Consider the following 23928-nt stretch of genomic DNA (forward strand, 5'->3'; position numbering starts at 1 on the left):
GCTTGCTCAGTTCCACACTGGGCAAGCATTTATTCCATGGGGTCGGCCTCCATATTGATTTCCACTTGATCGCTGTTGCTCATTACATAGCTGCGCAATACTGCATTGCGTAGCTGGCGTATATTGCCCGGCCAGTGATAGCGCTCGATCTCCTTCATGCTGGCCAGGCTCAGTGAGCGGTTCTGCTGATGCTCCTGGTTCAGCTGTTCTACCAAGTGCTTGGCGATCAGGACGGCATCGTCGCCGCGTTCACGCAGGGGGGGAATTTGAATCGGAAAGACCCCCAGGCGGTAATACAGATCTTCGCGCAGTTTCTTGTCCTCAATAGCGCGCATGGGCGGGCGATTGGTCGCAGCGATGATGCGGGCATCATGTTTGATCAACTTGTCGCCACCTACCTTCATGTATTCGCCATTTTCCAATGCGCGCAGCAGCTTGGTTTGGGCGTCTATGGGCATTTCGGTTATTTCGTCCAGGAACAGCGTGCCCTGGTCCGCCAGTTCAAAGTAGCCCTGCCGATTACGTTCGGCTCCGGTAAAGCTGCCTTTTTCGTGGCCGAACAGCTCGCTTTCGATCAGTTGTTCTGAAATGGCTGAACAGTTGATGGGTACATACGCCTGTTCCTTGCGAGCGCTGCAGCGGTGAATGGCCCGGGCCGCCAGTTCCTTGCCGGTGCCACTCTCGCCAATCAGCAGCACAGGCAGGTCGGTGCTGGCCACTTTGCTGATCTTTTCATAGAGTTTTTTCATGGGGGCGGAACAGCCTACAAACTCGCCAAAGTCATGATGCTGCTCGGCTTGAAAAGCACAGGCACCGTTTTGATACTTGGCTTTTAATTGCTCCAGCAAGGTGCGCAATTGCGCCTGGTCTTGCCGGGTCGAGCCACTGTAGGCGTGCAAGGTATAGCTTTCCACCGCATCCAGTCCGATGCGACGGCTCAACTCCTGAGCCTGCAGGGCGCTGACACTGGGGCCAAACAGCAGGGCATCAGGAGTTTTCTGGTGATAACGGATCAGAACATCTTCTGGCGTATTTGCAGCGATGGCGGAAAAGTTCATCTGCCGCGCCAATGCCAAAAAAAGGCTTATAAAAGCTGAATCTGTCTCCAGCAATAATAGGTGGGGCATTTTTTCCTCTGGGATAGACAAAGTTAATTTGAGATCCGATGTCTTATCCTAATCAGGATAGAAAGGGCATTCGTTACCAGATATGGCGAGGACGAACCCGCTTATTTTCTGAAAATACCTTATGGCCGCGTCCCCATGCCTTGAGCTCTTATGGCGTTTTTTGTCGCCTGGTCATGTACGTATTCAACTTACACATCTGTTTACCTGTCAGCGACGGGCAGGTTTGCCTGCGCCTGGGGGGCACAAGGCAGCAGGTCAACCTCTGACCCAATCGCAGGTGGGGGTCAGGACTGAGCTGGAGGCGGCTGAGTCACATCAATCCATTGCGCGCGGGTCAGCTCGGCCAGGCGCTGCGGGGTGATGCGTACCGCAGAATTAATAGAGCCTGCTGCGGGCAAGACCGTGTCGTAGTCCTGCAAGGACAGATCGCAGTAAATCTCCAGCGGGGTAGCCAGACCAAAGGGGCAGACCCCGCCAACCGGGTGACCCGTCAAGGCTTCAGTGCTTTCCAGGTCCAGCATTTTTACGCGCGTACCGAAGGCGGTACGCAGCTTCTTGTTGTCCAGACGGGCATCACCTCGAGCGACCAGCAGCACTACTTTATCGCCCACTTTCAAGCTAAGCGTCTTGGCAATTTGTCCCGGCTCGACTTGGTGCACTTGCGCAGCCAGCACGACGGTGGCTGTGCTTTCGGTGGTTTCAATTACCTGAATATCGGCAGCGTGTTCGTTAAAAAACTGTTTGACGGAATCAAGACTCATGGCGGATCAGGACGGATTAGTGTGTTTTGTTAAACTTTTTTGCGAGTGCCTAGTCTTAGTCAAGTGCATGAGAGTGTCAACCAGAGCGCTGTGGCGCTGCAAAACAGGAATGTAATTGTGATTAAACCTTTATTGTTGACGGCCAGCCTGATGGCCTTCAGTTCCATGGCGTTGGCAGAGGGTCCCGCTATTACGATGTACCAGGATCCTAACTGTGGTTGTTGTGGGGGCTGGGCACAGCACATGCGCGATGAAGGCTTTGAGGTCAAAGAGGTCAAGGTCGTGAAGATTCAAGACGTGAAGCGGCTTTTGAGAGTGCCGGAGAACCTGGCGTCCTGCCACACCGCGATGATTGAAGAGACGGGGCAATTGATTGAAGGCCATGTGCCTGCCAAGGTCGTCAAACGCATGATGAATGATGGCAGTGTGCGTGGGGTGGCCGCGCCAGGCATGCCCGCCAATTCACCCGGCATGGGCCAGATGGACGGCAATTTGGTAACCGTGGACTTTAACGGACGTCCTTACTCGCGCGACTGAAGTCTGTAAGGGGAAGGGTGGCATGCAGATACACGAAACTACATTGAGAAACTTGTAAGCTGCTGCCGCTCTTGTCATGATGATCGTTCATTGACTCTGTTTAGGAGGTTCTATCCATGCAGCCCTCAGTTAAAGCTTTTCTTGCTGCTACCGCAGTCGCATTTGGCATGTACAGCCCTTTTGCGATGGCCCAGGGCAATGCGGCTCCGGCCAACTCGGCAGCCCCTGCTGCCACCCAGATCGTTAAACCTACGGATTCTCAGCTGGAGCAATATGCGCGCACCTACAAGAAGGTCGCCCAAACTGCTTCGGAATATCAGCCGCGTCTGGATGCGGCCAAAAGTGATGCAGAGCGTCAGGCTATTGTTCAGGAAGCCGACCAGCGCCTGGTAGGCGTGGTCAGTGCCAATGGCATGGATCTGGCGGACTACAACGGCATCAGTCTGGCGATTCAGCAGGACCCGGCCTTGCGCCAGCGTGTTGAAGGGATGCTGAAATAAGGCTTGTTTGTGATCCTCGGGTTTGACAGAGCGCCGGGTGTCATTTTGTAGTGACCGTAGTGGGTAAATTTAAACCCTGGACGTAATCGTCCAGGGTTTTTTTTGGCGCCGTGCTGCCCTAAAGCTCGGCGCCCCCGGTAAAAAGCCCCTCGGAGGCACTAAGCCAAAGGCGCAGCGTGGGGGCTTATTGTGTGGATCGCTTCAAGACGAAGCGTGCCCGCCAGAGCCGGCATGACTGCCTGCATTGAGACTGGAGCCTGACGCCAGGTTTACGGCTTCAAGCTCAGTCTCTGGGTGCCATTAGCAACGGGGATAGTTAAGCGCCCCGATCATTGCATTGAATTTCAATTGCAAGCTGCTGGCGTCATTTTTTATCGGGTTATTGATCTGCCAGCTGATCGAGCCTTCCTGAGGTACGTAATTGCCTTCAGAGGCATGCTGGATGACGCTTCTGCCCTGGGCCAGGAATTCATTCATTTTCGACATGATTCGTGGGCATCCTTGCGGCGTTTCTTCCTTGAATTTTTTATCCCAGTTGCTGATCATCGCGGCTGCCTGGTCAAGACTTTCCTGGAAGGGGGGAATGCTCTCTTTGGCTCCCTGCTGCTCGAAAATAGCATCGACCTTGTTCATGGCCTGCTTGCTGAACAGCACGGCACCCAAACGGTAATGCTCCATGGAGTCCTTGGGAGCTTTATCGAAAGAGGTCTGGATGTTTATTTCGTCCTGTTTTTGAATGCCTTGGAGAAATGCAGCCTCTGCCTGTACGACTTCTGTCAGGGCGCTGACGAACGCCTCGTTATTGTCGGCTGCCTTTTTGCCGCCATCCGTCAGAAACTCTTTTGATTCGGCATAGTTGTTCAACTCGGAATTGAGAGGTGCCAGCTTGGTCAAGGAGTCGTCAAACTGCTTTGCTGATCCATCTATTTCCGGCATGTTGGCTTCCAGTGCCAAGGCGGACTTCAGTTTTTCCTGGGTGTTCTTGATGCTTACCAGTGAAACAACGGAATAGTTATCCAGCTTCTTGCCCGAGCGCACGGCAGGCTCGTAGACGGTTTGATAATCGGAAAGCGCACGGTAGAAAGGCGTATGCAAGCTATTGGCAACTTCAACATAGGCATTGTATTTCTGGATAAAGCCTTGCTCGGATGAGACCGCTTGAGATGGTGCTTCTGTCGCTTCTTCGCTGTTGCAGCCCGCAATAGCGATGCAAAGGCCCAGCGTGGCGAAAACAGATATTTTTTTTAAATTCATGATGAAAGTGATTGATGCTTTTGATGCGTTGGCAATACGTTAAAACCCCTATCGGGCAGGACGCAATTTTATAGCTTCACCACTTCGTATTTTGTATCAAGCTAGGACCTTATGTTTCAGGAGCGCGTGCTACACGCGGCCGGGCGGGCTAGCAAGAGTTTGCTATGCCCACCTTGCACAGGCCCGTCTCCATCTCTGGTTTTTGGCCTTGCTTAATCCATGTCCTGGAAGTCTGGGCTTGCCCTGGGAATAGGTACACCGGCATCAATGCGTTTGGCCCATTCTTGTAGCGGTAGCGGTGGAGTCGGCTCCCAAATACGACGCAGAACGGGCTTTAGCAAAGCAATATTGTGGCCACTGGCCCAACGATACGGAATCACCGGCAACCAGGTGTCGTCTGCAATGCGTTCGGCTACGACAAAGCGGAAACTGTACTGGCCGGGGCCCAGGCTCATGCGTATATCACTGACCACCAGCAGGTCATCGATGATGTCGTAGCGCAGCCAATCGTCCGAAAACCAGCGCAGTTGCTCCAGCTGTTTCAAGGGGGGGAACAACTGGGTGTAGTCGCTATGAACGGGCAGGCACAGGGATTCGTATTGATGCCCCTTGGGTGCACGCAGCCGGTCCAGCAGGCCCACCATGACTTCGCATTCCCGGTCCTGTGTGTCGCGCACCAGTACACGCCAGAGCAGGATGTTCATGGGTTGGGCGGCGGAGTATACCCGCGTGATTTCCACCTGCTCTTGTTTGAGCTGTGCGGTCGCCTGTTGCTCGGCCCAGAACTTGGCACCTACCGAGGCTGCCAGATACAGGCTGCTCAAGAGCAAGGCCCAGTTGCAGGCCCGTATCGTTGCGGGTGCCGGTCCACGTATCAAGCCTATGATCGTGGCGATCAGTAAGGGCACGGTATAGAGCGGGTCAATAATGAAGATGCTGGACCAGGTTGCCGGGGTAGCGGCCAAAGGCCACAGCAATTGCGTTCCGTAACTGGTGAAGGCATCCAGAAGAGGGTGGGTAATCAGCGCTAGCCAGACCGCCAGCCCCAGCCTCCCCGCAGAGGCACGTGCTTGTGGAAACAGCAGTCGCCATAAAAGGGTGATCAGGATGCCTGCCGCGCTCAACACAAATAAAGAGTGCGAGAAACCGCGATGACTGACCATGGAGGTAATCGGGTCCCCATATTGAATGAAGACATCCAGATCGGGCAGGGTGGCGATGATGGCACCGGACAGGATCGCCTTGCGGCCATACTGCCGCCCGAGGAGGGAGCCGCAGATGCTGGCACCGAGGACTGCTTGTGTTACGGAATCCATAGCTCTCGTGCAAAGTGAAACAGGGACCGGGGCCAGATGCGGCCTGACGGCTTTAGCGTTATGATTTTAAAGTTGAATCCCCGGCCCGCCCTATTTTTTTGACGGGCGTCAAAGGCCCAAGGGGTATCAGTCGCGTATAGTGTACGACGGCCTACGCTGTCCTACCGCCTGCGGGCTGCGCCACCGCTTCTATCCAGAGAATTCGTTTACCTATGTCTACCTACCTGATCGCGGCTTTATATAAGTTCGTGGAATTGCCCGATTTCGCACAAATGCGCGACCCCTTGTTTGCTTTTTGCGAGCAGCATGAAGTCAAAGGCACGCTGTTGCTGGCGCGCGAAGGGATTAACGGCACGATTGCCGGCCCTCAGGAGGGTATTCGTGCCGTCTTGGCATATCTGAACTCCGATCCACGTATTTCTGGCCTGGTGCATAAAGAATCCTATGCCGACAAGGCTCCGTTTTACCGCCTCAAGGTGAAGCTGAAAAAAGAGATCGTTACCCTGGGTGTACCGGATCTGAAAACCGCCGAAATGGTGGGCGAGTATGTTGCTCCCGAAGACTGGAATGCCCTGATCAGCGATCCGGACGTGGTGGTGGTGGATACCCGCAACGATTACGAAGTGGGTATTGGCACTTTTAACCGTGCCATCAACCCCAAGACCCAAAGCTTTACCGAGTTTCCTCAGTGGGTGGCCGAGCAGTCCAAGGAAGGCGGTGTCTTGCATGGCAAGCCCCGTGTGGCCATGTTCTGCACTGGCGGTATCCGCTGTGAAAAATCCACGGCCTTCATGCGCTCGCAGGGTTTTGATCAGGTTTACCACCTGCAAGGCGGCATTCTGAAATATCTGGAAGAGATTCCAGCAGCAGAAAGCCTGTGGGATGGTGACTGCTTTGTGTTCGACGAGCGCGTATCGGTGCGTCACGGTCTGGAACCCGGCGATTATGATTTCTGCCGTGCCTGTCGCATGCCTATCAGCGAAGAGGAAAAAGCCTCGCCCCAGTTCGAAGAAGGCGTCAGCTGTCCCTACTGCCACGGCCACAGTTCCCCCGAGCAGATCGAGCGTTTCCGTGAGCGTCAAAAGCAAGTGGCCTTGGCGCGCGAGCGTGAAGAGCGTCACATTGGCGTCAGCATGGACGAGTTGACCGAGCGCCGTGAGGCCGCCCGCCGCAAGGCGGAAGAGCAACGCCTGCTGGCTCAGCAAGGCAAGGACGCCTAGCCCTGATCGGGCCACTGTGTTACCTCTACTAGCTTGATTCTGGCGCTGCGTCGTTTATAGTCCGCCCTTCTGCTACAGAAGGGCGCTTTGCATAAACGCCAGCGCTTTAAGTCCGTGCCTGTGGCGCGGCTTTTTAACGGGATTGAGCATGTCCTTATCTGATCTGCCCATTTTGTATTCCTTTCGCCGTTGCCCCTATGCCATGCGGGCACGGCTGGCTATTGCGGCCAGCGGCGTAACTTGTCAGTTGCGTGAAGTCGTACTGCGCGACAAACCCGAGGCCCTGCGCCTGGCCTCTCCCAAAGCCACCGTCCCGGTGCTGGTCTTGCCCGATGGCAAGGTTATTGATGAAAGCCTGGACATCATGCGTTGGGCTTTGGCGATTCAAGATCCCAAGCAGTATTTGCAGCCTGAGCAGGGCGATGTCGAGCAAATGCTGGCCCTGATTGCGGCCAATGACGGGCCTTTCAAGCGGCATCTGGATTGCTATAAATACCCGGATCGCCATACCGAGGATGAACAATTCACGGATGCCGCCAGTTTTTCGGCCCTGCATAGAGCCCAAGCCAGTGAATTATTGATGGGCCTGAATGCCCGCATCGAACAGCAGGGCTACCTGATGGGACAGCGTCCTTGTCTGGCAGATTTGGCGATTGCCCCCTTTGTGCGGCAATTCGCACAAGTGAACAGGGACTGGTTTGATGCGCAGCCTTGGACGGACTTGTCGACCTGGTTGCTGAACTTTCAGTCCAGCCCTTTGTTCCTGAGCATCATGGATAAATACCCTGCCTGGACGCCAGACAGCGAGATTGTGCGGTTTCCTTCTGTCTGACTGAGTCGCTAACGACCTGCCCAAAGCAATACGAGCGGGAGCAGCTTGGCAAGAACAAGCAGACAAGCAAAAGGCCGGTTCTCAATTGAAAACCGGCCTTTCTTTTTCATGTGCCCGAATCAGGCTGCAACAGTCGCGCGCGGCTCGCTGGCCTCTTGTGCGGGAATCTCCATGTCACCGCGCTGATGCAAGGTGACGCTGGTATCCAGCGGTGGCAGCTCGCCATTCATGGCGCTGTTGAGTTGATCGGTATCCAGTTCGCCTTCCCAGCGGGCAACCACAATGGTGGCAACCGCATTGCCCACCAGATTGGTCAGCGCACGGCATTCGGACATGAAGCGGTCAATCCCCAGGATCAGAGTCATGCCAGCGATAGGTACCGAAGGCACCACGGACAGGGTAGCCGCCAGGGTAATGAAACCGGCCCCCGTCACACCCGCCGCGCCTTTGGAGCTGAGCATGGCAACCAGCAATAGCAGAACCTGCTGCTGCAAGGTCAGTGGAATATCACAAGCCTGGGCGATGAACAGGGCCGCCATGGTCATGTAGATATTGGTGCCGTCCAGGTTGAAGGAGTAGCCGGTAGGTACAACCAGGCCCACAACCGACTTGGCACACCCGGCGCGTTCCATCTTCTGCATCAAGGTAGGCAAAGCCGCTTCCGAGGAGCTGGTACCCAGCACCAGCAGCAGTTCTTCACGGATGTAGCGGATCAGCTTGGTGATGGAAAAGCCGTTGTAGCGGGCCACGGCACCCAGAATGATCAGCACAAAAAGCACGGAGGTGACGTAGAAAGTCACCACCAGCAGCGCCAGGCTGGACACGGATTCAATCCCGTATTTACCGATGGTGAAAGAGATGGCACCGAAGGCCCCGATGGGAGCGGCTTTCATCAGGATGGCAACCAGCTTGAAAACAGGCGTCATCAAGGCTTGCAGCAGTTTCAGCACGGGCTTGCCGTGATCGCCCACAGCGGCCAGGGCAATACCAAACAGCACGGCCACAAACAGCACCTGCAGGATGTCGCCGCCGGTAAAGGGGCTGATCAGGGTGGCAGGGATGATGTTCATCAAAAAGCCCGTCAGCGTGCTGTCATGGGCTTGCTGCACGTAGCCCTGGATAGAGCTGGGGTCCAGGGTGCTGGGGTCAATGTTCATGCCATGGCCGGGCTGCACGATATTGCTGACCACCAAGCCTACAATCAGGGCCAGCGTGGAGAAAGTCAGAAAGTAAATCATGGCCTTGCCCACCACACGGCCCACTTTTTGCAGGTCTGTCATGGCGGCAATGCCGGTGGCTACCGTCAGGAAAATGACGGGCGCAATAATCATTTTGACCAGCTTGATGAAGGCATCGCCCAAAGGTTTCATGCTCTCGCCCAGCGAGGGGTAAAAATGGCCCAGCAAAATCCCGATAGTGATGGCGATGATGACCTGTACGTACAAAATTCGATACCACTTGATTTTGACGATCTGCGGTACCGAACGGTCTCCTGTGCTTATATCCATCATGATGTCGTCTCCGTGACTTGATGTAGCCGACCTGGCAGTCAGCTGGTGGCCTGCTTGGAATTGTGTGTGGGCAGGCGGTTTAAGCTCGCCGGGATCCTTGTCCCGGCCCATAAGCTCATGACTAAAGCAACATCCGTGCCAATCTGTTCGCCGGCAGAAAACCAGTAAATAAGCGGCTTGCGGACAGGAGACTTCCCCGCTATCTGCTTATGTGTGCGAAAATCCGCACAGCTATTACTAATTTTTGGCGATATTTCGCACAGGTTTCATGAACTCCATTCCGGTTTCTTCGAGCATGCGGCGGCGCTTCAGGCTCGAATGGTTGCTGCTGCTGAGCTTGGCCGTCGTGCTGGGGCTGTTTGCCTTCTGGCGTTCGGCCGATTTGGGCACGGCTCGTTTGCTGACACAAAGCGAACAGCGGCTTGATTCCTTGATGCGCGGTAATGCCGGCTGGATCAGGACTATCCGAGACAAATTCCGCACCTTGTCCTTTGCTCTTGCACAGGACGAGGCTCTGCGCCAATACCTGATGGGCAATCCTGCCTATGGTGATGCCGAGGCTTTGAATCGCAAGTTCCAGCAATTGGCCGAAGATACGGGCGCTCCTGTTCTGTACCTGCTGGATATTCATTCGCAGACGCTGGTGTCCAGTAACTGGCAGGAGCCCGACAGCTTCGTGGGCAATCACTACGGTTTCCGCCCTTACTTCACCAAAGCCCTGGCGCAGGGGCATGCGGAATACTTTGCCTTGGGGACTGCCAGCGGCAAGGCGGGTTTGTACATTTCACGCATGGTGCAAGATCAGGACGGCAAGGCGGTTGGTGTGGTCGTCATCAAGCTGGTATTCGATCTGCTGGAAAAAGAATGGGAAGGTTATGGCGATCGCATGTTTGTAAGCGATCCCAATGGCGTGATTCTGCTAAGCGGTGAACCGGACTGGCGTTTGCATAGTCTGGATCAAGCCGCGCCCGAGCAACTGGTCAAGCTGCGGGCCAGTCAGCAGTTTGGTAGTGAGCCCTTGGAGTCAGTGGGCTTGAATATGTCGGATTCCGGCGAACGGGCCTCCTTCTGGACACTGGGGCAGGAGCGCTTTTTGCATGTGCAGCAGCCTGTCGCGGGCAGTGATTGGACTTTGCACGCGATGGCTCCTATGGATGCTGCGTTGCAGACCCAGGCCTTTCAATCCCGTCTGACGGTGATGGGGCTGTTGTTTGCGGCGCTGGTACTGACGGCCTTGGCGCTGCAACGCAATCAACAGCGACGAGAAGCCCAGGCGCGGCAGGAGTTGCTGCGTGATGCCCTTGAAGAAGCGGTGGAGTCCCGCACCGCCCAGTTGCAGGTGGCGCGTCGCCGCCTGGAGCAGGAGATGCAGGCCCTGCAGGAGGCCCGTTCGCGTGCGCGTGATCTGCGTGAACAGTTGGAGCAGGCCGAGAAGCTGTCCTTTCTGGGGCAGGTGACGGCGGGGGTGGCTCACGAGATCAACCAGCCTGTCGCGGCGATTGAAGTCTATGCGGACAACACTTTGCGCTTGCTGGATCAGGGCCAGACGGAAACGGCACGGCAGAACCTGTCCCGCATCCAGACGCTGACCCAACGCATTGGCAGTATTACCTCCCAACTGTGTCATTACGCCCGCAAGCCCCAGGAACAGGAAGGCCCGGTACGGGTTCGTTCGGCTGTGGATAGCGCCTGGCAATTGCTGGAGCACAGGGCGCGGGCCCAAGGTGTGGGCCTGGAACTGGAGGGCGTGAACGAGTCTGTGCGTGTATGGGCCTTGCCGGTACGTCTGGAGCAGGTTCTGGTGAATTTACTGCGTAATGCGCTCGATGCTCTGGATGGGAGCCGTCAAGGGCGTATCCGTATAGAAGTCATGAGCGAGCAGCAGCATGTGCGCATTGTTGTTTCCGACAACGGCCCCGGCCTGAGCCCGGAAATCCGCCAGCGTCTGTTTACGCCCTTTAGCTCCAGCCGCCGTCAAGGTGTGGGCTTGGGGCTGGTGATCTCGCACGATATTGTGGCGGCCTTGGGTGGCCGTTTGGAAGAAGGGCCTTCGCGCCTGGGTGGCGCCACGTTCCATATCGTGCTGCGCAATGCCGATAGCGAGCTGGGCCAGGGAGAGAGATAAGAATGGAAGTCGCGTTTGTTGATGATGATGCGGACTTGCGTGCCGCCGTGGTGCAAAGTCTGGAACTGGCGGGCCTGAAGGTGGTGGCCTGTGCCAGCGGGCAGGAGGCCCTGAGTCGCTTGCCCAAGGATTATCCGGGGGTGGTGGTGACGGACATTCGCATGCCGGGCATGGATGGTCTGGCGCTGATGCAAGCCTTGCATGCTCGCGATCCCGAGCAGCCCGTCGTGCTGATTACCGGCCACGGTGATATTGATATGGCCGTGCAGGCCATGCACGATGGCGCTTTTGATTTTCTGACCAAACCCTATCAGGCCGAACGCTTGCTGACGGTGATACGCCATGCCGCCATGCAGCGCAGTCTGGTTCTGCAAAACCGTGCCTTGCGCGAAGAACTGGACGAGGATGGCCAAGGCCCGGCGCTCCTGGGTAATTCCGAGGTCATGGTCAATTTACGCACTACCTTGCGGCATCTGGCACAGTCCGATGTGGATGTGCTGGTGGAAGGGGAAACCGGCACAGGCAAGGAAGTGGTGGCCATGTTGCTGCACCGCTGGAGCGCTCGAGCACAGCATCGTTTTGTGGCGCTGAATTGTGGTGCCTTGCCTGAAACCATTATTGAAAGCGAGCTGTTCGGTCACGAAGCCGGGGCATTCACGGGCGCGCAGCGCAGACGTGTAGGCAGTGTTGAACATGCACACCGTGGCACGCTGTTTCTGGATGAAATCGAAAGCATGCCCATGATTGCGCAGGTGCGCTTGCTGCGTGTGCTGGAAACCCGTTGCGTAACTCCTTTGGGTTCCAACGAAGAGCACCCGGTAGATATCCGCGTCGTTGCCGCCAGCAAGGTGGATTTGTCCGACCCCGCCCAGCGTACGAACTTCCGCGCCGATTTGTATTACCGACTCAACGTGGTCACCTTGCGCCTGCCGCCTTTGCGGGAGCGCAAGGAGGATATCCCCATGCTGTTCGCTCACTTTGCGGCGCTGGCTGCCAAGAAGTACGGCATGCCGCAAAAGATGCCCGATGCGCGCAGTCTGGCCTATATGCAGTCACATCACTGGCCGGGCAATGTGCGCGAGCTGGCACACTTTGCGCAACGTGAAGTGCTGGGTGTGCAGCACCCGGAGATCAAGGAGCTGGAAAACGAGGACTTGAGCCTGCCCGCCCGCATGGAGCAGTTCGAGTCGCAGCAGATACGTCAGGCGCTGGCACGCCATCGTGGTGATATCAAGGCGACCTTGCAGGATCTGCGTATCCCGCGCAAAACCTTTTACGACAAGTTGCAGCGGCATGGCATTTTGCGTAGCGACTTTGTGGAAGAGGGGGCGCAGGGTGATTGATTCGCTAGACCCTTACAGGTTTTTCTACCCTGTCTGATTTGGGCAGGCTCTGTTCGGGTTGTACTCCTGGAGGCAAACGGCAGCTTGCCTATGCCTTGTCTAGACGTCCCTGAGCAATAAAAATAGCGGCCTTGGCCGCTATTTTTTTACATCAAGGCGTGGGGCCTTACTCCTGCATACCCGGAACGATGCAGTTAAAACCGGCGTCAACATGCGTGATCTCGCCTGTGATACCGCTGGCCAATTCGGACATCAGGAAGGAGGCCACATTGCCCACTTCTTCAATGGTGACGTTGCGCTGCAAGGGAGCGTGCGTCTCTACGAATTTCAGAATGGTGGAGAAGTCCTTGATGCCGCTGGCAGCCAGGGTCTTGATAGGACCGGCCGAGATGGCGTTGGCACGAATGCCGTACTCGCCCAGCGCCACCGCCAGGTAACGCACGGAGGCTTCCAACGCAGCTTTGGCCACGCCCATAGTGTTGTAGTTGGGAATGGCTTTTTCAGCGCCCAGGTAGGTCAGGGTCAGCACCGAGCTCTTGCGGCCTTTGAGCAAGGGCAGGGCAGCCTTGGCCAGTGCGGGAAAGCTGTAGGCGGAAATGTCATGAGCGACGCGGAACGATTCGCGCGACAGGCCGTCCAGGAAGTTGCCGGCAATGGCTTCACGGGGTGCAAAACCGATGGAGTGCACCAAACCGTCCAGACCGTCCCAGCGCTCGCCCAGCGAGGCCATGGCCTGTTCGATCTGATCGTCTTCAGACACATCACAGGGCAGCACGATATCCGTGCCCAGTTCTTTGGCAAAGCCTTCAACACGTTCTTTAAAACGCTCGCCCACATAGGTCAGGGCAATATCAGCACCTTGTTGGCGACATGCTTGCGCAATCCCGTAAGCAATAGAGCGATTCGAGAGGACGCCTGTGACCAGGATGCGTTTTCCTTGCAGGAAACCCATGCTGAAAATCCTTTATGTAATTAGTGGGTGGACTTAGCCACGAATATTGGAACCGGGAACACGCAAACGTGTCCCCCTGGAAAGAGAGCTGCCTTTGATATTGTTCAGGCGTCGCAGTTCTGCCACCGAAGTGTCGTACCGTTTGGCCAAGGCGTAAAGTGTATCGCCCTGTCGAACCGTATGGGTGCGCACATTGGCGCCGCGACGCAAAACAACAGTGTCATTCTTGCGGTTGACGCTGGCCGTTTGCGTACGAGCACGGCGTGTGCTTTGCGCTACCGGGGCGGCAGGTGTATTGGTCAGAGAAGCCAGTTGCAGGCTGCCTTCACCCAAGGTGGTGCTGGGCACCAATAGTGTCTGGGCCACGGCCTTGGTGCTCTTGCTACCCAAACCGTTGATGGAGCGCAGCTGCGACAAGGTAATGCCGTGACGCTGGGCAATGGACAGATAGCTTTCGCCGCGCTTGGATTGGTAGGCCTTCCAGTTGCTGAGCTTGCCTTGATAGGCCGCCAGATTGGCATTGAAAATATCCACCTTGTTGGCGGGCAGCAGCAAGGTGCCGCGATCGGCAGGGATCGTGGGGCGATTGTGGGCAGCGTTCAAGGCCTTGAACTCGTCCACGGAGATTTCAGCCAGCTCAGCAGCAAGGGCTACGTCAATGTCCTTGTTCTTGCGCACGGCCGTGAAATACGGTGTGTTGCTGATTGGGGGCAGGGTAATGCCATAACGCTCCGGGTTAGCCACAATGTTTTTGATCGCTTGCAGTTTGGGGACGTAATTACGTGTTTCGTCCGGCATCTTCAGCGATAAGTAGTCAACATCCAGGTTGGCCTGTTCATTACGCTCCATGGCGCGGCGTACCGAACCTTCACCCCAGTTGTAGGAGGCCAGGGCCAAATACCAGTCGCCCTGGAACTCGTACAAGTAAGACAGGTAGTCCAAAGCAGCGCGAGTGGACTCGACCGGGTCACGGCGCTGGTCTACCCACCAGTTCTGCTCCAGCTTGTATTGTGTGCCGGTGCTGGGGATGAACTGCCACAGACCGGACGCATGGGAGCGCGAATAGGCGACGGGGTTATAGGCACTTTCCACAAAAGGCAGCAAGGCCAGTTCGGAAGGCAGGCCACGGGCATCGAGCTCGTCCATGATGTGGTACAGATAGCGCGAGGCGCGCTGGCTCATGGTACGGATGGATTCGGGGTGCGAAGCGTAGTAGTTGGTCCAGTAATCAACCAGATCGGTATGCAGGTTGGGGATGGAGAAACCCCGGCGCATCCGGTCCCACGCGTCTTTGGGTGGGTGGGTCAGATCAATGGTGCGAGACGTATCGGCGGCAATGCTGGTGGAGGTCTTGGCGGCTTTTTGAGGGCTGACCTTGGGGCCTGTGGCGCAGCCTGCCAGCACGAAAGCGCATAGCAGCGCAAAAAGTCTCATTAGGTTCATTGCGGAATCTTCAGAAATTGTTTTTCCAGTCGCGCAGGCTGGCAAATACCTCGACAGGATTATTAAGGGACTGGGCAGCATGGTGCTCGGCAGCCTTGATAACAGCAGTCGTCTCGCAACGCAGAAATGGATTGGTAGCCAATTCTGTTTTCAAGGTGGAGGGCACCGTAGGCAAGTTTTGCTGACGCTTGAGATTATCCTGTTCCCAACGTTCATGCAGCTGGGGATTGTCCGGCTCTACCTGTAGAGCCCAGCGTAAATTGGATAAAGTGTATTCGTGCGCACAGCAGATCAGGGTGTCCGATGGCAGTTTTGCCAACTTGCCCAGGGAATCCGTCATTTGTGCCGGGGTGCCTTCAAACAGGCGTCCGCAACCAGCAGCAAACAAGGTATCACCACAGAAAACAAAGGGCTGTTTTACCTCATTTTGACCAAAGTACGCAACGTGTCCGGCGGTATGGCCGGGGATGTCCAGCACGTCCAGCGTCAGTTCCAGAGTAGGTAACTCGACCTTATCGGACTGGCCGACAGGCACGTCACAGGCAGGCAGACGCTCGTTGGCGGGGCCCCAGACGCGAGCCGGGTGCCTGGCCAGGATATCCATGACACCTCCAACGTGGTCTCCGTGGTGGTGTGTCAGTAAAATGGCATCCAGTTGTAAGGACTCGCGCTCCAGCCAATCCAGAACCGGGGCGGCCTGGCCGGGGTCCACAACCAGGGCATGACCGTTTCGACTTAAAGCCCATATATAGTTGTCGTTCAGGGCTGGTAGTGGAATCAGGCGAACATCGCTTGGCACAGGCCAGGTAAATGCATTCATCATGGTAGAGGGAGAGAGCGCCAGTGGAGCAGACTTTGAATGATCAATTTGCCCAGTGGTTGGAAACCGTACCGGGGCGATATGTGCGGGCTTGGGAACAAGCCGGAATCGATGCGGAGGTGGTCAACACCTTCGGGTATCATGCCATACAAATTGGATTGCCGCATTGGGACCTCCTGGCGCATAGTCGCATCTCCTGCAAGGTATGTACGGCTCAGGCCGGCGTCCTGCCCGCCCAGCAGAAGAACCTGGTTTATGCCGAACCCGAGCATCTGCCTTTTGATACGCAAAGCATTGATCTTTTAATCCTGCCCCATACATTGGAAAGCGCCCGCGACCCGCACCAGGTGTTGCGAGAGGCCGAGCGCGTTCTGGTGCCAGAAGGGCGCATTCTCCTGACGGGTTTCAACCCCTTGAGTTTGTGGGGTGCCCACGACTGGATTCCGGGTCTGGAGCGGGGCACGCCTACCTTGCCGGGAGATGTGATGTCACCCTCGCGCTTGCGCGACTGGTTAAAGCTTTTGTCCTTTGATGTGCAAAGTACGCAGATGGGCTGTTATGCACCGTTGTGCCGTCAGCAGTCCTGGCTGGACCGCTGGTCCTGGATGGAGCAAAGCGGTGCGCGCTGGTGGAGCTTTGCGGGGGCCGTCTACATGATTAGTGCGGTCAAACGCACGCCGGCCTTGCGTATGGTCGGGCCCAAGTGGAAGAAAAACCGTCGGCGTGTGCGTCGGCCTATGGTGGTTGCTGGACGCGCTGCCGATGAAGGAATTAGCAAGACATGACTGATGTTGTCGATATTTGGACCGATGGTGCCTGCAAGGGCAACCCCGGTTTGGGGGGCTGGGGCGCCTTGTTGCGTCATGGCGGACGTGAAAAAGCCATTTGCGGTGGCGAGGCCAATACTACCAATAACCGCATGGAACTGATGGCCGTGATCGAGGCACTCAAAGCCTTGAAACGCCCTTGCCAGGTGCGGGTACACACCGATTCGCAGTACGTACAGAAAGGCATGAACGAATGGTTGCCCGGCTGGAAAGCCCGCGGCTGGCGTACTGCCGATAAAAAGCCCGTCAAGAATGCCGACCTGTGGCAGGAGTTGGAGCAGCAGGCCGCAAAACATGAACTGACCTGGTTATGGGTGCGTGGCCATGCGGGTGATCCCGGTAACGAGCGTGCGGATCAACTGGCCAATGAAGGGGTGGAAATCGCCAGGCAGTTATAAGATCTTGGGCAGAGTTGTAGCCCGCTGATAGTACTATTAGCCACCCGTCATATTTTGTCAGACAGCTTCACCGGCCTGGCCGGTCAGGATAAGCCGCCCATGATTTCCACGCTGCGTCCCACGATTTTTTCTCTGTTTCTTGTACTGTTTGCCAGTAGCAGCCCCAGTTGGGCGCAGTCTGATGCCACGCGGGTGGAAGTGCTGCCCGTGCGGCAAAGTGAGTTGATTCGTGATGTGGCGGCGGTGGGAACCCTGGTGGCCAGAGAGTCCGTCGTGCTGCGGCCCGAGATCAGTGGCCGTATTTCAGCGATCAGCTTTGAAGAAGGTCAGCCCGTCAAAAAAGGCCAGCTCCTGATTCAATTGGACCCGGCCATGGCGCAGGCACAATTGAACCAGGCACAGGCAAATTTGAATCTGGCCAATAGTCAGCACAAGCGTTCTTCGGAATTGAGCCGCCAGGGCTTTATCAGCCAGCAGGCCAAAGACGAGTCCGGTAGCCGTTTGGCTGTTCAGCAAGCCGAAGTGCAATTGGCGCGTGTGCAGCTGGACAAGACCCGTATCCGTGCCCCCTTTGATGGTGTGACCGGCTTGCGTAATGTCTCGGTGGGTGACTATGTTGGGCCGGGCACGGACCTGGTGCAGCTGGAAGCGGTTTCGACCTTGAACGTGGACTTCCGTATTCCCGAACAATATCTGGCCGATGTGAAGGCCGGCATGCCGGTCGAACTGCGCTTTGATGCCTTCCTGGGCGAAACCCGCCATGGCTCGGTGCTGGCTGTCAGCCCGGCGGTGGATACGGCTGGCCGTTCCATTTTGCTGCGGGCCCAGGTACCGAATGAAGATGGCGCTCTGCGCCCCGGTTTGTTCAGCCGTGTACGCCTTGAGCTATCGCGTTATCAGGCCTTGATGGTGCCTGAAACCGCCTTGGCTCCTTCGGGGCAGGATCAGTACATCTATATTGTGAAAGACGGCCGGGCAGAGCGCCGTCAGGTGCAGGTTGGTGTACGCGAGCAGGGCTGGGTACAAGTCACAGGCGATCTGAAAGCGGGCGACAATGTGCTGGTGGCTGGGCTGCAAAAGGTTCGTGATGGAGTGCCGGTCGATATTCAGGAAGTGATCGACGTCCAAACACAGCCGCAGCAATAGGACGGAATCATGGTTCTTTCTGACTTATGTATCCGTCGCCCGGTATTTGCCACGGTTCTGTCTTTGGTGATTGTGCTGGTCGGTTTTATTTCCTATGAACGCCTGACCGTACGCGAATACCCCGCTATTGACGAGCCGGTAGTCTCCGTCATCACCAATTATAAAGGGGCCTCACCGGAGGTGATCGAGTCCCAGGTGACCAAGCCTCTTGAAGATCAGTTGTCCGGGATCGAGGGCGTGAACGTGATGACTTCACGCAGCCGTTCCGAGCGCAGCCTGATCAACATTAAATTCAATTTGGACCGGGCCCCCGATGCCGCTGCCGCCGATGTGCGCGACAAGGTGTCGCGTGCCCGACGTTTCCTGCCCGATGAGGTGGACGAGCCCATCATCAATAAGGTGGAAGCAGACTCCACCCCGATTATTTATGTAGGTGTGGATACCGGCGACTACAGCATGCTGGAGGCCTCGGACTACATCAACCGCTACATTAAAACGCGCCTGTCCGTCTTGCCTGGTGCCGCTGAAGTGCGCGTGTTTGGCGAGCGCTTGCCCGCCATGCGTATCGACCTGGATCGCACCCGCCTGGGAGCCTACCAGCTGACCGTGCAGGATGTGGAAGATGCTCTGCATAAACAAAACGTGCTGATTCCGGCGGGCCGTATCGAGTCCGATGCCCGCGAGTTTTCCGTGGTTTCCTCCACCGACCTGGAAACGCCCGAGGAATTTCGCAACATCATCATCAGTCAGGCAGCCGGTTATCCGGTGCGCATTTCCGACATTGCCGACGTGCGTATCGGGCCTGCCGAAGAGCGGGTACTGGCCCGATTCAATGGTCAAAACAGTTTGAACATTGGCGTGACCAAACAGTCCACCGCCAACCCGCTGGATCTGTCCAAATCCGTGCGGGCAGAAGTGGAGCGCATCAACGAAAGCCTGCCGGGCAATATGAAGTTGTCCGTGTCTTACGACAGCTCCATCTTCATTCAGAAATCCATTGATTCGGTGTACACCACCATTGCCGAGGCCATCTTGCTGGTGGTGCTGGTGATTGTGTTTTTCCTGCGCAGTTTCCGCGCCAGTGTGATTCCCATTGTGACGATTCCGATCTCCCTGATCGGGGCCTTCGCCATCATGTACATGCTGGGCTTTTCCATCAACACGCTGACCTTGCTGGCCATGGTGCTGGCGATTGGCCTGGTGGTGGACGATGCGATTGTGGTGCTGGAGAACGTGTACCGCCATACCGAAGAGGGCAAGACGGCCATGCAGGCTGCCTTTTTGGGTGTGCGTGAAATTGCCTTTGCCGTGATTGCCATGACGCTAACCCTGGTGGCGGTGTATGCCCCACTGGCTTTTGCCACAGGCCGTACCGGGCGATTATTCATTGAGTTTGCCCTGACCTTGGCGGCTGCCGTGCTGGTATCCGGTTTCGTGGCCCTGACCCTGACGCCCATGATGTGCTCGCGCATGCTGCGTCCACATGGTGCGAAAGTGGGCCGCGTCAGTCAGGGTATCGAAAACTTCCTGGTCTGGCTGACTCGAGGCTACCGCCGTATCCTGATTCGCGCCTTGCGCTGGCGTTTTCTGGTCCTGTTCATTGGTGTGGCCGTTGCCGCGACCAGTGGGCTGCTGTTTACGGTCATCAAAAGCGAACTGGCTCCGATTGAAGACCGAGGTGTGATTTTCGGGATTGTGAATTCGCCCGAAGGCGCTACGCTGGATTACACCTTGCGCAATGTGGAGCGGGTGGAAGAGCTATATCGCGGCATACCGGAGACAGAGGGGTATCAGTCCATTATTGGTTTCCCTACCGTCACCGATTCCTTTGCAATTTTGCGCTTGAAGCCGTGGGAGGAGCGTACACGTAACCAGCAATCCATTGCGCGTGAACTGCAACCGCATTTCTCCGCCATTCCCGGTGCGCGTGCTTTCCCCACTAACCCGCCGTCGTTGGGACAGCGGGCTACGTCCAAGCCGGTGGAGTTTGTGATCATGAGCCAGGCACCGTATCCGGAGCTGGCCAAGATCGTGGACGGTTTTCTGGCTGAGCTGCGAGACTATCCAGGGCTGTTGAACGTGGACACGGACTTGCGCTTGAACACGCCGGAAATCCGTATTGATGTGGACCGCGACAAGCTGGCCGATACCGGCGTATCGGTGGAAGCGGTAGGCCGCACTCTGGAATCCATGCTGGGTGGGCGTCAGGTCACGCGCTACAAGAGTGATGGCGAGCAGTACGACGTGATTGTGCAGGTGGACAAGCAGGCTCGTTCCAGCCCGCAAAACATTCTGGATATTTACGTGCGCACTAAAGATGGTGGCATGGTGCAGGCCTCCAACTTCCTGAATGTGCGCGAGAGCGTATCGCCGCAATCGCTGAACCACTTCAACCGCTTGCGGGCGGTCATTGTGGAAGCATCGGTGGCCCCTGGCTATGCCTTGGGTGAGGTGCTCGAACACATGAATGAGGTGGCTCGCAAGACCTTGCCGGAAACGGTGCAGACTGACCTGGATGGCCAGTCGCGCGAGTTCCGGGATTCCTCGGGCAGTATCTATCTGGTCTTCCTGATGGCACTGGCCTTTATTTATCTGGTGCTGGCCGCGCAGTTTGAAAGCTGGCGCAACCCGCTCATCATCATGCTGTCCGTGCCCTTGTCCATGACAGGGGCCTTGCTGGCCCTATGGCTGTCGGGCGGGACCTTGTCCATTTACAGTCAGATCGGTTTGATTACCCTGGTGGGGCTCATTACCAAGCACGGTATCTTGATTGTGGAATTTGCCACTCAACAACGCGAAGCGGGGGCCAGTTTGTACAATGCCGTGGTGCGCGCTTGCGAGATGCGCCTGCGCCCCATCTTGATGACAACCGGCGCCATGGTGCTGGGGGTCTTGCCGCTGGCCTATGCCTCCGGGGCGGGTGCCGAATCCCGTCAGCAGATTGGTTGGGTGCTGGTGGGCGGCTTGTCCCTGGGAACCTTGTTGACCTTGTTTGTGGTGCCGGTGGCCTATACGCTGATTGCGGGCAAGAAAGAAGGGCAGGACAAGCAACTGGAATTGATTGATAAGCCCGAGGCCTCTGTCTGAACCTGTGGTGCTGGTCTGCGGGGAAGCTGTTTGTATAGCCTCCTTGTCGAGTGCCATTACTGTGATTGAATTTGTAGGGAAAGTGAATGCGTCAAATTATTCTGGATACTGAAACCACCGGTCTGGAGCCTCGTGAAGGGCACCGCATTGTTGAAGTGGGTGGGGTAGAGCTGTTCAATCGTAAATTGACGGGCCGCCATCTGCACTTGTATCTAAACCCGGACCGGGACTCTGATCCTGAAGCTTTGGCAATTCACGGCTTGACCACGGAATTTCTGTCCGGCCACCCACGTTTCAAGGATGTGGTGGATCAGGTGCTGGATTTTGTGCAGGGTGCGGAAGTCATTATTCATAACGCCTCTTTTGATACACGCTTTCTGGATGCCGAGCTGCAAAAGGTAGGTAAAGGCCCGTTCTCCCAGTACTGCGACAGCATCACCGACTCCTTGTTGGTGGCGCGGGAAATGCACCCCGGCAAACGGAACTCCCTGGATGCCTTGTGCGAACGCTACGGCATTTCCAACTCCCACCGTACCTTGCACGGCGCTTTGCTGGACTCGGAGTTGCTGGCTGATGTCTGGCTGGCCATGACCCGTGGCCAGGACGCCTTGCTGATGGACTTTGACGAGTCTGATGGGCAAGGTGGGGATGGCAGCAATCTGAGCCTGGGCAAGTTTGACGCCAGCGTGCTGAAAGTGCTGCGCGCGTCCGAAGCCGATCAGGCCGAGCATGAGAAATACATGGACGTGCTGGAAAAGCAGAACAAGAAGCCGCCCATGTGGCGTGAGATGCTCAACCCGGCAACGGAGTAATTATTTAAGAAAAGAGCTGGCCCTGAACTTGTAAATCAATCAGGGCCATGCTATAGTTTTTTTCTTCGCAGCTTTTGTAGTTCTTTAAAGCTCCGGGCGGTTAACTCAGTGGTAGAGTGCCACCTTCACACGGTGGAAGTCACAAGTTCGAACCTTGTACCGCCCACCATCTCTACCTTCATTTAATTCCCCCTCATAGTGTCATTGCCCTTTTTTGTGGCGGCTTGTTTGCGTCCTGCTTATGCTTGGGCTAATTGCTGCCTGCTCAATGCAAAACGCCCCATGGATATTCACGGGGCGTTTTTTATTGCCAGTCAGGATACGGTGCCTGATAAAGGCATCCCGGCCTGTCTTACAACCAGGTCAAACCAATCGAGATAACAATACCCGAGACAATCAGCTGAATCAGGCAAAAGCCCATGATGTCCTTGGCTTTCAGACCGGCAATCGCCAATACCGGCAAGGCCCAGAAAGGCTGGAGCATATTGGTCCAGGAGTCGCCCCAGGCAACGGCCATGGCGGTGCGCGCCATGTCAGCATCCAGAGCCTGTGTGGCAGCAATCACGACCGGGCTTTGTACCGCCCACTGGCCACCGCCCGAGGGCACAAAGATATTGACCAGACCGGCGCTCATGAAGGTCCAGAAGGGCAGGGTGGTAGCAGTGGCAAAGGACACCAACCACTCGGACAGGCTGGCAGCCAGACCGGAGTCAATCATGATGGCCATGATGCCTGCGTAGAAGGGGAACTGAATCACAATCCCGGCACCGCCGCGAATGGCTTCATCCAGGCTTTTCAGCAGACGACGTGGAGTCCCGTGCAGCAAGATGGCCAGAATCAGGAAGGTGAAGTTGATCACGTTCAGGTTCAGGGTTGCACCACGCAGCACGTAGTAGTCAAACAGGTAGGCCAGGCCAGCGACACCAATCACGATGGAGATCAGACGGCTGTTTTCCAGACGGTCTGCTGGGCGATCGGTGGTCTGGTTGACGTCGTTTGGCGTGTCTTCCAGCAGCTTGGGGTCGACGTAAATGCTTTCCTTGTCGCTGGGCAGCATCAAGCGGTTGATCAGCGGCACCAGAATGAACAGGGCGATCACAATGGCCAGGTTAAAGAAGGCGAAGATGGTGTCAGATGTGCTGATGATGCCGATCTTGTCTTCAGAGAAGTGGCCCGAGGTGGCAATGGTCAGTGGTACAGAACCGGCCAGGCCACCGTGCCAGACCAGAAAGCCCGAGTAGGCACTGGCAACCAGCAAGCGGTAGTCCACGCGGACCTGACGAGCCAGTTCTTTGGCGAACAGGGCACCGACCACCAGGCCGAAACCCCAGTTGATCCAGCTGGCCGCCAGCGACACCAGGGTCACCAGAATGATGGCGGATCCAGCCGAACGGGCCAGCGAGGCCAGGCCACGCAACCAGCTTTTTACCAGTGGCGTGCTGGCCAGCATGTGACCGGTCAGCAAGACCAGCAACATTTGCATGGCAAAGGTCAGTAGACCCCAAAAGCCGTTACCCCAATATTGGATGATCTCCATGGGAGAGCGTTGCTCAAACGCCATTGCCGCAATACCGGCAATCAGTGTGAGCAGGATGACGAAAATATACGGATCGGGTAGATAGCGTTCAACCAGGCGGACCGAACCGCGCGTCATGGCTTTAAACATAAATTGTGCTCCTGTGGATTTGCGCCAGTATTTGCGCGGGTCCAGATGTCTTGGGATCGTTTTGATGCCTGTTTGTGCAGGCACTTTGCTGGCAGCATTTTGATAGGAATGCTCAGTACAGCCGTATTGTTGGCGAGAAGCCGCAAATTGGGAAGACGGGAAAACCTGAACCTTAAAGTTTCTGGCTAGTTGTAGTTCTTCGCTATATGCTCTACTATATAGCGGTGTTTTCGAAAGAACCATCACTCATC

General features: G+C 56.3%; 20 protein-coding genes and 1 tRNA gene. 12 read left to right on the forward strand and 9 right to left on the reverse strand.

The genetic code is table 11. The features are described 5' to 3' along the window. Window positions 1-29: 29 nt before the first annotated feature. Complete coding sequence (locus tag WFM49_RS16130; protein WP_250756079.1) at window positions 30-1058, reverse strand: sigma-54 interaction domain-containing protein; 1029 nt, start codon at window positions 1056-1058, stop codon at window positions 30-32. 353 nt (window positions 1059-1411) lie between these two features. Next, complete coding sequence (locus WFM49_RS16135; protein WP_009460799.1) at window positions 1412-1888, reverse strand: YbaK/EbsC family protein; 477 nt, start codon at window positions 1886-1888, stop codon at window positions 1412-1414. A 117-nt stretch (window positions 1889-2005) separates the two neighbouring features. Here WFM49_RS16135 and WFM49_RS16140 point away from each other — a divergent pair, with 117 nt between their 5' ends. Then, window positions 2006-2425, forward strand: coding sequence for a DUF411 domain-containing protein (locus WFM49_RS16140; protein ID WP_009460801.1), 420 nt, complete (start codon window positions 2006-2008; stop codon window positions 2423-2425). 167 nt (window positions 2426-2592) lie between these two features. After that, window positions 2593-2925 carry a DUF4168 domain-containing protein gene (locus WFM49_RS16145; protein ID WP_324588106.1) on the forward strand — a complete coding sequence of 111 codons (333 nt, stop codon included), beginning with the start codon at window positions 2593-2595 and terminating at the stop codon, window positions 2923-2925. 300 nt (window positions 2926-3225) lie between these two features. Here the strand turns inward: WFM49_RS16145 and WFM49_RS16150 are convergent, their stop codons facing one another. Both WFM49_RS16150 and WFM49_RS16155 read right to left on the reverse strand, forming a co-directional pair. Next, window positions 3226-4179: a DUF3829 domain-containing protein gene (locus tag WFM49_RS16150; protein WP_336974300.1), complete on the reverse strand. Its 954-nt coding sequence runs from the start codon at window positions 4177-4179 to the stop codon at window positions 3226-3228. A 212-nt stretch (window positions 4180-4391) separates the two neighbouring features. Further along, window positions 4392-5495 carry a metal-dependent hydrolase gene (locus WFM49_RS16155; protein WP_250756078.1) on the reverse strand — a complete coding sequence of 368 codons (1104 nt, stop codon included), beginning with the start codon at window positions 5493-5495 and terminating at the stop codon, window positions 4392-4394. 212 nt (window positions 5496-5707) lie between these two features. Here WFM49_RS16155 and trhO point away from each other — a divergent pair, with 212 nt between their 5' ends. Together trhO and WFM49_RS16165 are read left to right on the forward strand one after the other, a co-directional pair. Next, entirely contained in the window at window positions 5708-6715 is a 1008-nt protein-coding gene (gene trhO / locus WFM49_RS16160; RefSeq protein ID WP_022983316.1) for an oxygen-dependent tRNA uridine(34) hydroxylase TrhO, read from the forward strand. Between the two features lie 148 nt (window positions 6716-6863). Beyond that, window positions 6864-7547: a glutathione S-transferase gene (locus WFM49_RS16165; RefSeq protein ID WP_009460811.1), complete on the forward strand. Its 684-nt coding sequence runs from the start codon at window positions 6864-6866 to the stop codon at window positions 7545-7547. A gap of 119 nt (window positions 7548-7666) precedes the next feature. Here WFM49_RS16165 and WFM49_RS16170 read toward each other — a convergent pair whose 3' ends face one another. After that, window positions 7667-9058 carry a dicarboxylate/amino acid:cation symporter gene (locus tag WFM49_RS16170; RefSeq protein ID WP_009460813.1) on the reverse strand — a complete coding sequence of 464 codons (1392 nt, stop codon included), beginning with the start codon at window positions 9056-9058 and terminating at the stop codon, window positions 7667-7669. A gap of 268 nt (window positions 9059-9326) precedes the next feature. Between WFM49_RS16170 and WFM49_RS16175 the strand changes: the two genes are divergently transcribed. Then, a complete protein-coding gene (locus WFM49_RS16175; RefSeq protein ID WP_336974304.1) occupies window positions 9327-11183 on the forward strand; it encodes a sensor histidine kinase in 1857 nt (618 codons plus the stop codon). Window positions 11184-11185: 2 nt separating this feature from the next. Further along, window positions 11186-12526: a sigma-54-dependent transcriptional regulator gene (locus tag WFM49_RS16180; protein WP_336974306.1), complete on the forward strand. Its 1341-nt coding sequence runs from the start codon at window positions 11186-11188 to the stop codon at window positions 12524-12526. A gap of 166 nt (window positions 12527-12692) precedes the next feature. On the opposite strand, the gene fabI is transcribed toward WFM49_RS16180, so the two are convergent. Genes fabI through gloB form a run of 3 tightly spaced genes read right to left on the reverse strand, consistent with a single transcriptional unit; the run spans window position 12693 to window position 15741 of the window. Next, window positions 12693-13478 carry an enoyl-ACP reductase FabI gene (gene fabI / locus WFM49_RS16185; RefSeq protein ID WP_009460819.1) on the reverse strand — a complete coding sequence of 262 codons (786 nt, stop codon included), beginning with the start codon at window positions 13476-13478 and terminating at the stop codon, window positions 12693-12695. 33 nt (window positions 13479-13511) lie between these two features. Then, window positions 13512-14921 (reverse strand): transglycosylase SLT domain-containing protein, encoded by a 1410-nt coding sequence (locus WFM49_RS16190; protein ID WP_031232537.1) that lies wholly within the window; start codon window positions 14919-14921, stop codon window positions 13512-13514. A gap of 10 nt (window positions 14922-14931) precedes the next feature. Beyond that, the gene (gloB, locus tag WFM49_RS16195) at window positions 14932-15741 is read right to left on the reverse strand and encodes a hydroxyacylglutathione hydrolase (protein WP_031232534.1); all 810 of its coding nucleotides are present in this window, start codon (window positions 15739-15741) and stop codon (window positions 14932-14934) included. A gap of 23 nt (window positions 15742-15764) precedes the next feature. On the opposite strand from gloB, the gene WFM49_RS16200 reads away from it, so the two are divergent. From WFM49_RS16200 to WFM49_RS16225, 6 genes are all read left to right on the forward strand, one after another. After that, window positions 15765-16526 carry a class I SAM-dependent methyltransferase gene (locus tag WFM49_RS16200; RefSeq protein WP_009460825.1) on the forward strand — a complete coding sequence of 254 codons (762 nt, stop codon included), beginning with the start codon at window positions 15765-15767 and terminating at the stop codon, window positions 16524-16526. Beyond that, the gene (gene rnhA, locus WFM49_RS16205) at window positions 16523-16966 is read left to right on the forward strand and encodes a ribonuclease HI (protein ID WP_022983314.1); all 444 of its coding nucleotides are present in this window, start codon (window positions 16523-16525) and stop codon (window positions 16964-16966) included. Before WFM49_RS16200 ends, rnhA begins: the two co-directional genes overlap by 4 nt. A 99-nt stretch (window positions 16967-17065) precedes the next feature. Beyond that, complete coding sequence (locus tag WFM49_RS16210) at window positions 17066-18112, forward strand: efflux RND transporter periplasmic adaptor subunit (protein WP_009460829.1); 1047 nt, start codon at window positions 17066-17068, stop codon at window positions 18110-18112. A gap of 9 nt (window positions 18113-18121) precedes the next feature. Further along, the gene (locus WFM49_RS16215) at window positions 18122-21199 is read left to right on the forward strand and encodes an efflux RND transporter permease subunit (protein ID WP_336974310.1); all 3078 of its coding nucleotides are present in this window, start codon (window positions 18122-18124) and stop codon (window positions 21197-21199) included. Between the two features lie 86 nt (window positions 21200-21285). Further along, complete coding sequence (gene dnaQ / locus WFM49_RS16220; protein ID WP_009460833.1) at window positions 21286-22011, forward strand: DNA polymerase III subunit epsilon; 726 nt, start codon at window positions 21286-21288, stop codon at window positions 22009-22011. Between the two features lie 94 nt (window positions 22012-22105). Further along, window positions 22106-22180, forward strand: a tRNA-Val gene (locus WFM49_RS16225). A 183-nt stretch (window positions 22181-22363) separates the two neighbouring features. Here WFM49_RS16225 and WFM49_RS16230 read toward each other — a convergent pair. Further along, complete coding sequence (locus WFM49_RS16230; RefSeq protein WP_009460835.1) at window positions 22364-23677, reverse strand: short-chain fatty acid transporter; 1314 nt, start codon at window positions 23675-23677, stop codon at window positions 22364-22366. Window positions 23678-23928: the final 251 nt, after the last annotated feature.

The sequence above is a fragment of the Alcaligenes sp. PF14 genome, from assembly GCF_037150615.1.
GTDB lineage: Bacteria > Pseudomonadota > Gammaproteobacteria > Burkholderiales > Burkholderiaceae_B > Alcaligenes > Alcaligenes phenolicus.

What these genes read in the sequence shown, in the direction of transcription:
- WFM49_RS16130 (WP_250756079.1), bottom strand. Translation starts at nt 1,058, where the DNA reads ATGAACTTTTCCGCCATCGCTGCAAATACGCCAGAAGATGTTCTGATC.
- WFM49_RS16135 (WP_009460799.1), bottom strand. Translation starts at nt 1,888, where the DNA reads ATGAGTCTTGATTCCGTCAAACAGTTTTTTAACGAACACGCTGCCGAT.
- WFM49_RS16145 (WP_324588106.1), top strand. Translation starts at nt 2,593, where the DNA reads ATGTACAGCCCTTTTGCGATGGCCCAGGGCAATGCGGCTCCGGCCAAC.
- WFM49_RS16150 (WP_336974300.1), bottom strand. Translation starts at nt 4,179, where the DNA reads ATGAATTTAAAAAAAATATCTGTTTTCGCCACGCTGGGCCTTTGCATC.
- WFM49_RS16155 (WP_250756078.1), bottom strand. Translation starts at nt 5,495, where the DNA reads ATGGATTCCGTAACACAAGCAGTCCTCGGTGCCAGCATCTGCGGCTCC.
- trhO (WP_022983316.1), top strand. Translation starts at nt 5,708, where the DNA reads ATGTCTACCTACCTGATCGCGGCTTTATATAAGTTCGTGGAATTGCCC.
- WFM49_RS16165 (WP_009460811.1), top strand. Translation starts at nt 6,864, where the DNA reads ATGTCCTTATCTGATCTGCCCATTTTGTATTCCTTTCGCCGTTGCCCC.
- WFM49_RS16170 (WP_009460813.1), bottom strand. Translation starts at nt 9,058, where the DNA reads ATGATGGATATAAGCACAGGAGACCGTTCGGTACCGCAGATCGTCAAA.
- WFM49_RS16175 (WP_336974304.1), top strand. Translation starts at nt 9,327, where the DNA reads ATGAACTCCATTCCGGTTTCTTCGAGCATGCGGCGGCGCTTCAGGCTC.
- WFM49_RS16180 (WP_336974306.1), top strand. Translation starts at nt 11,186, where the DNA reads ATGGAAGTCGCGTTTGTTGATGATGATGCGGACTTGCGTGCCGCCGTG.
- fabI (WP_009460819.1), bottom strand. Translation starts at nt 13,478, where the DNA reads ATGGGTTTCCTGCAAGGAAAACGCATCCTGGTCACAGGCGTCCTCTCG.
- WFM49_RS16190 (WP_031232537.1), bottom strand. Translation starts at nt 14,921, where the DNA reads ATGAACCTAATGAGACTTTTTGCGCTGCTATGCGCTTTCGTGCTGGCA.
- gloB (WP_031232534.1), bottom strand. Translation starts at nt 15,741, where the DNA reads ATGAATGCATTTACCTGGCCTGTGCCAAGCGATGTTCGCCTGATTCCA.
- rnhA (WP_022983314.1), top strand. Translation starts at nt 16,523, where the DNA reads ATGACTGATGTTGTCGATATTTGGACCGATGGTGCCTGCAAGGGCAAC.
- WFM49_RS16210 (WP_009460829.1), top strand. Translation starts at nt 17,066, where the DNA reads ATGATTTCCACGCTGCGTCCCACGATTTTTTCTCTGTTTCTTGTACTG.
- WFM49_RS16215 (WP_336974310.1), top strand. Translation starts at nt 18,122, where the DNA reads ATGGTTCTTTCTGACTTATGTATCCGTCGCCCGGTATTTGCCACGGTT.
- dnaQ (WP_009460833.1), top strand. Translation starts at nt 21,286, where the DNA reads ATGCGTCAAATTATTCTGGATACTGAAACCACCGGTCTGGAGCCTCGT.
- WFM49_RS16230 (WP_009460835.1), bottom strand. Translation starts at nt 23,677, where the DNA reads ATGTTTAAAGCCATGACGCGCGGTTCGGTCCGCCTGGTTGAACGCTAT.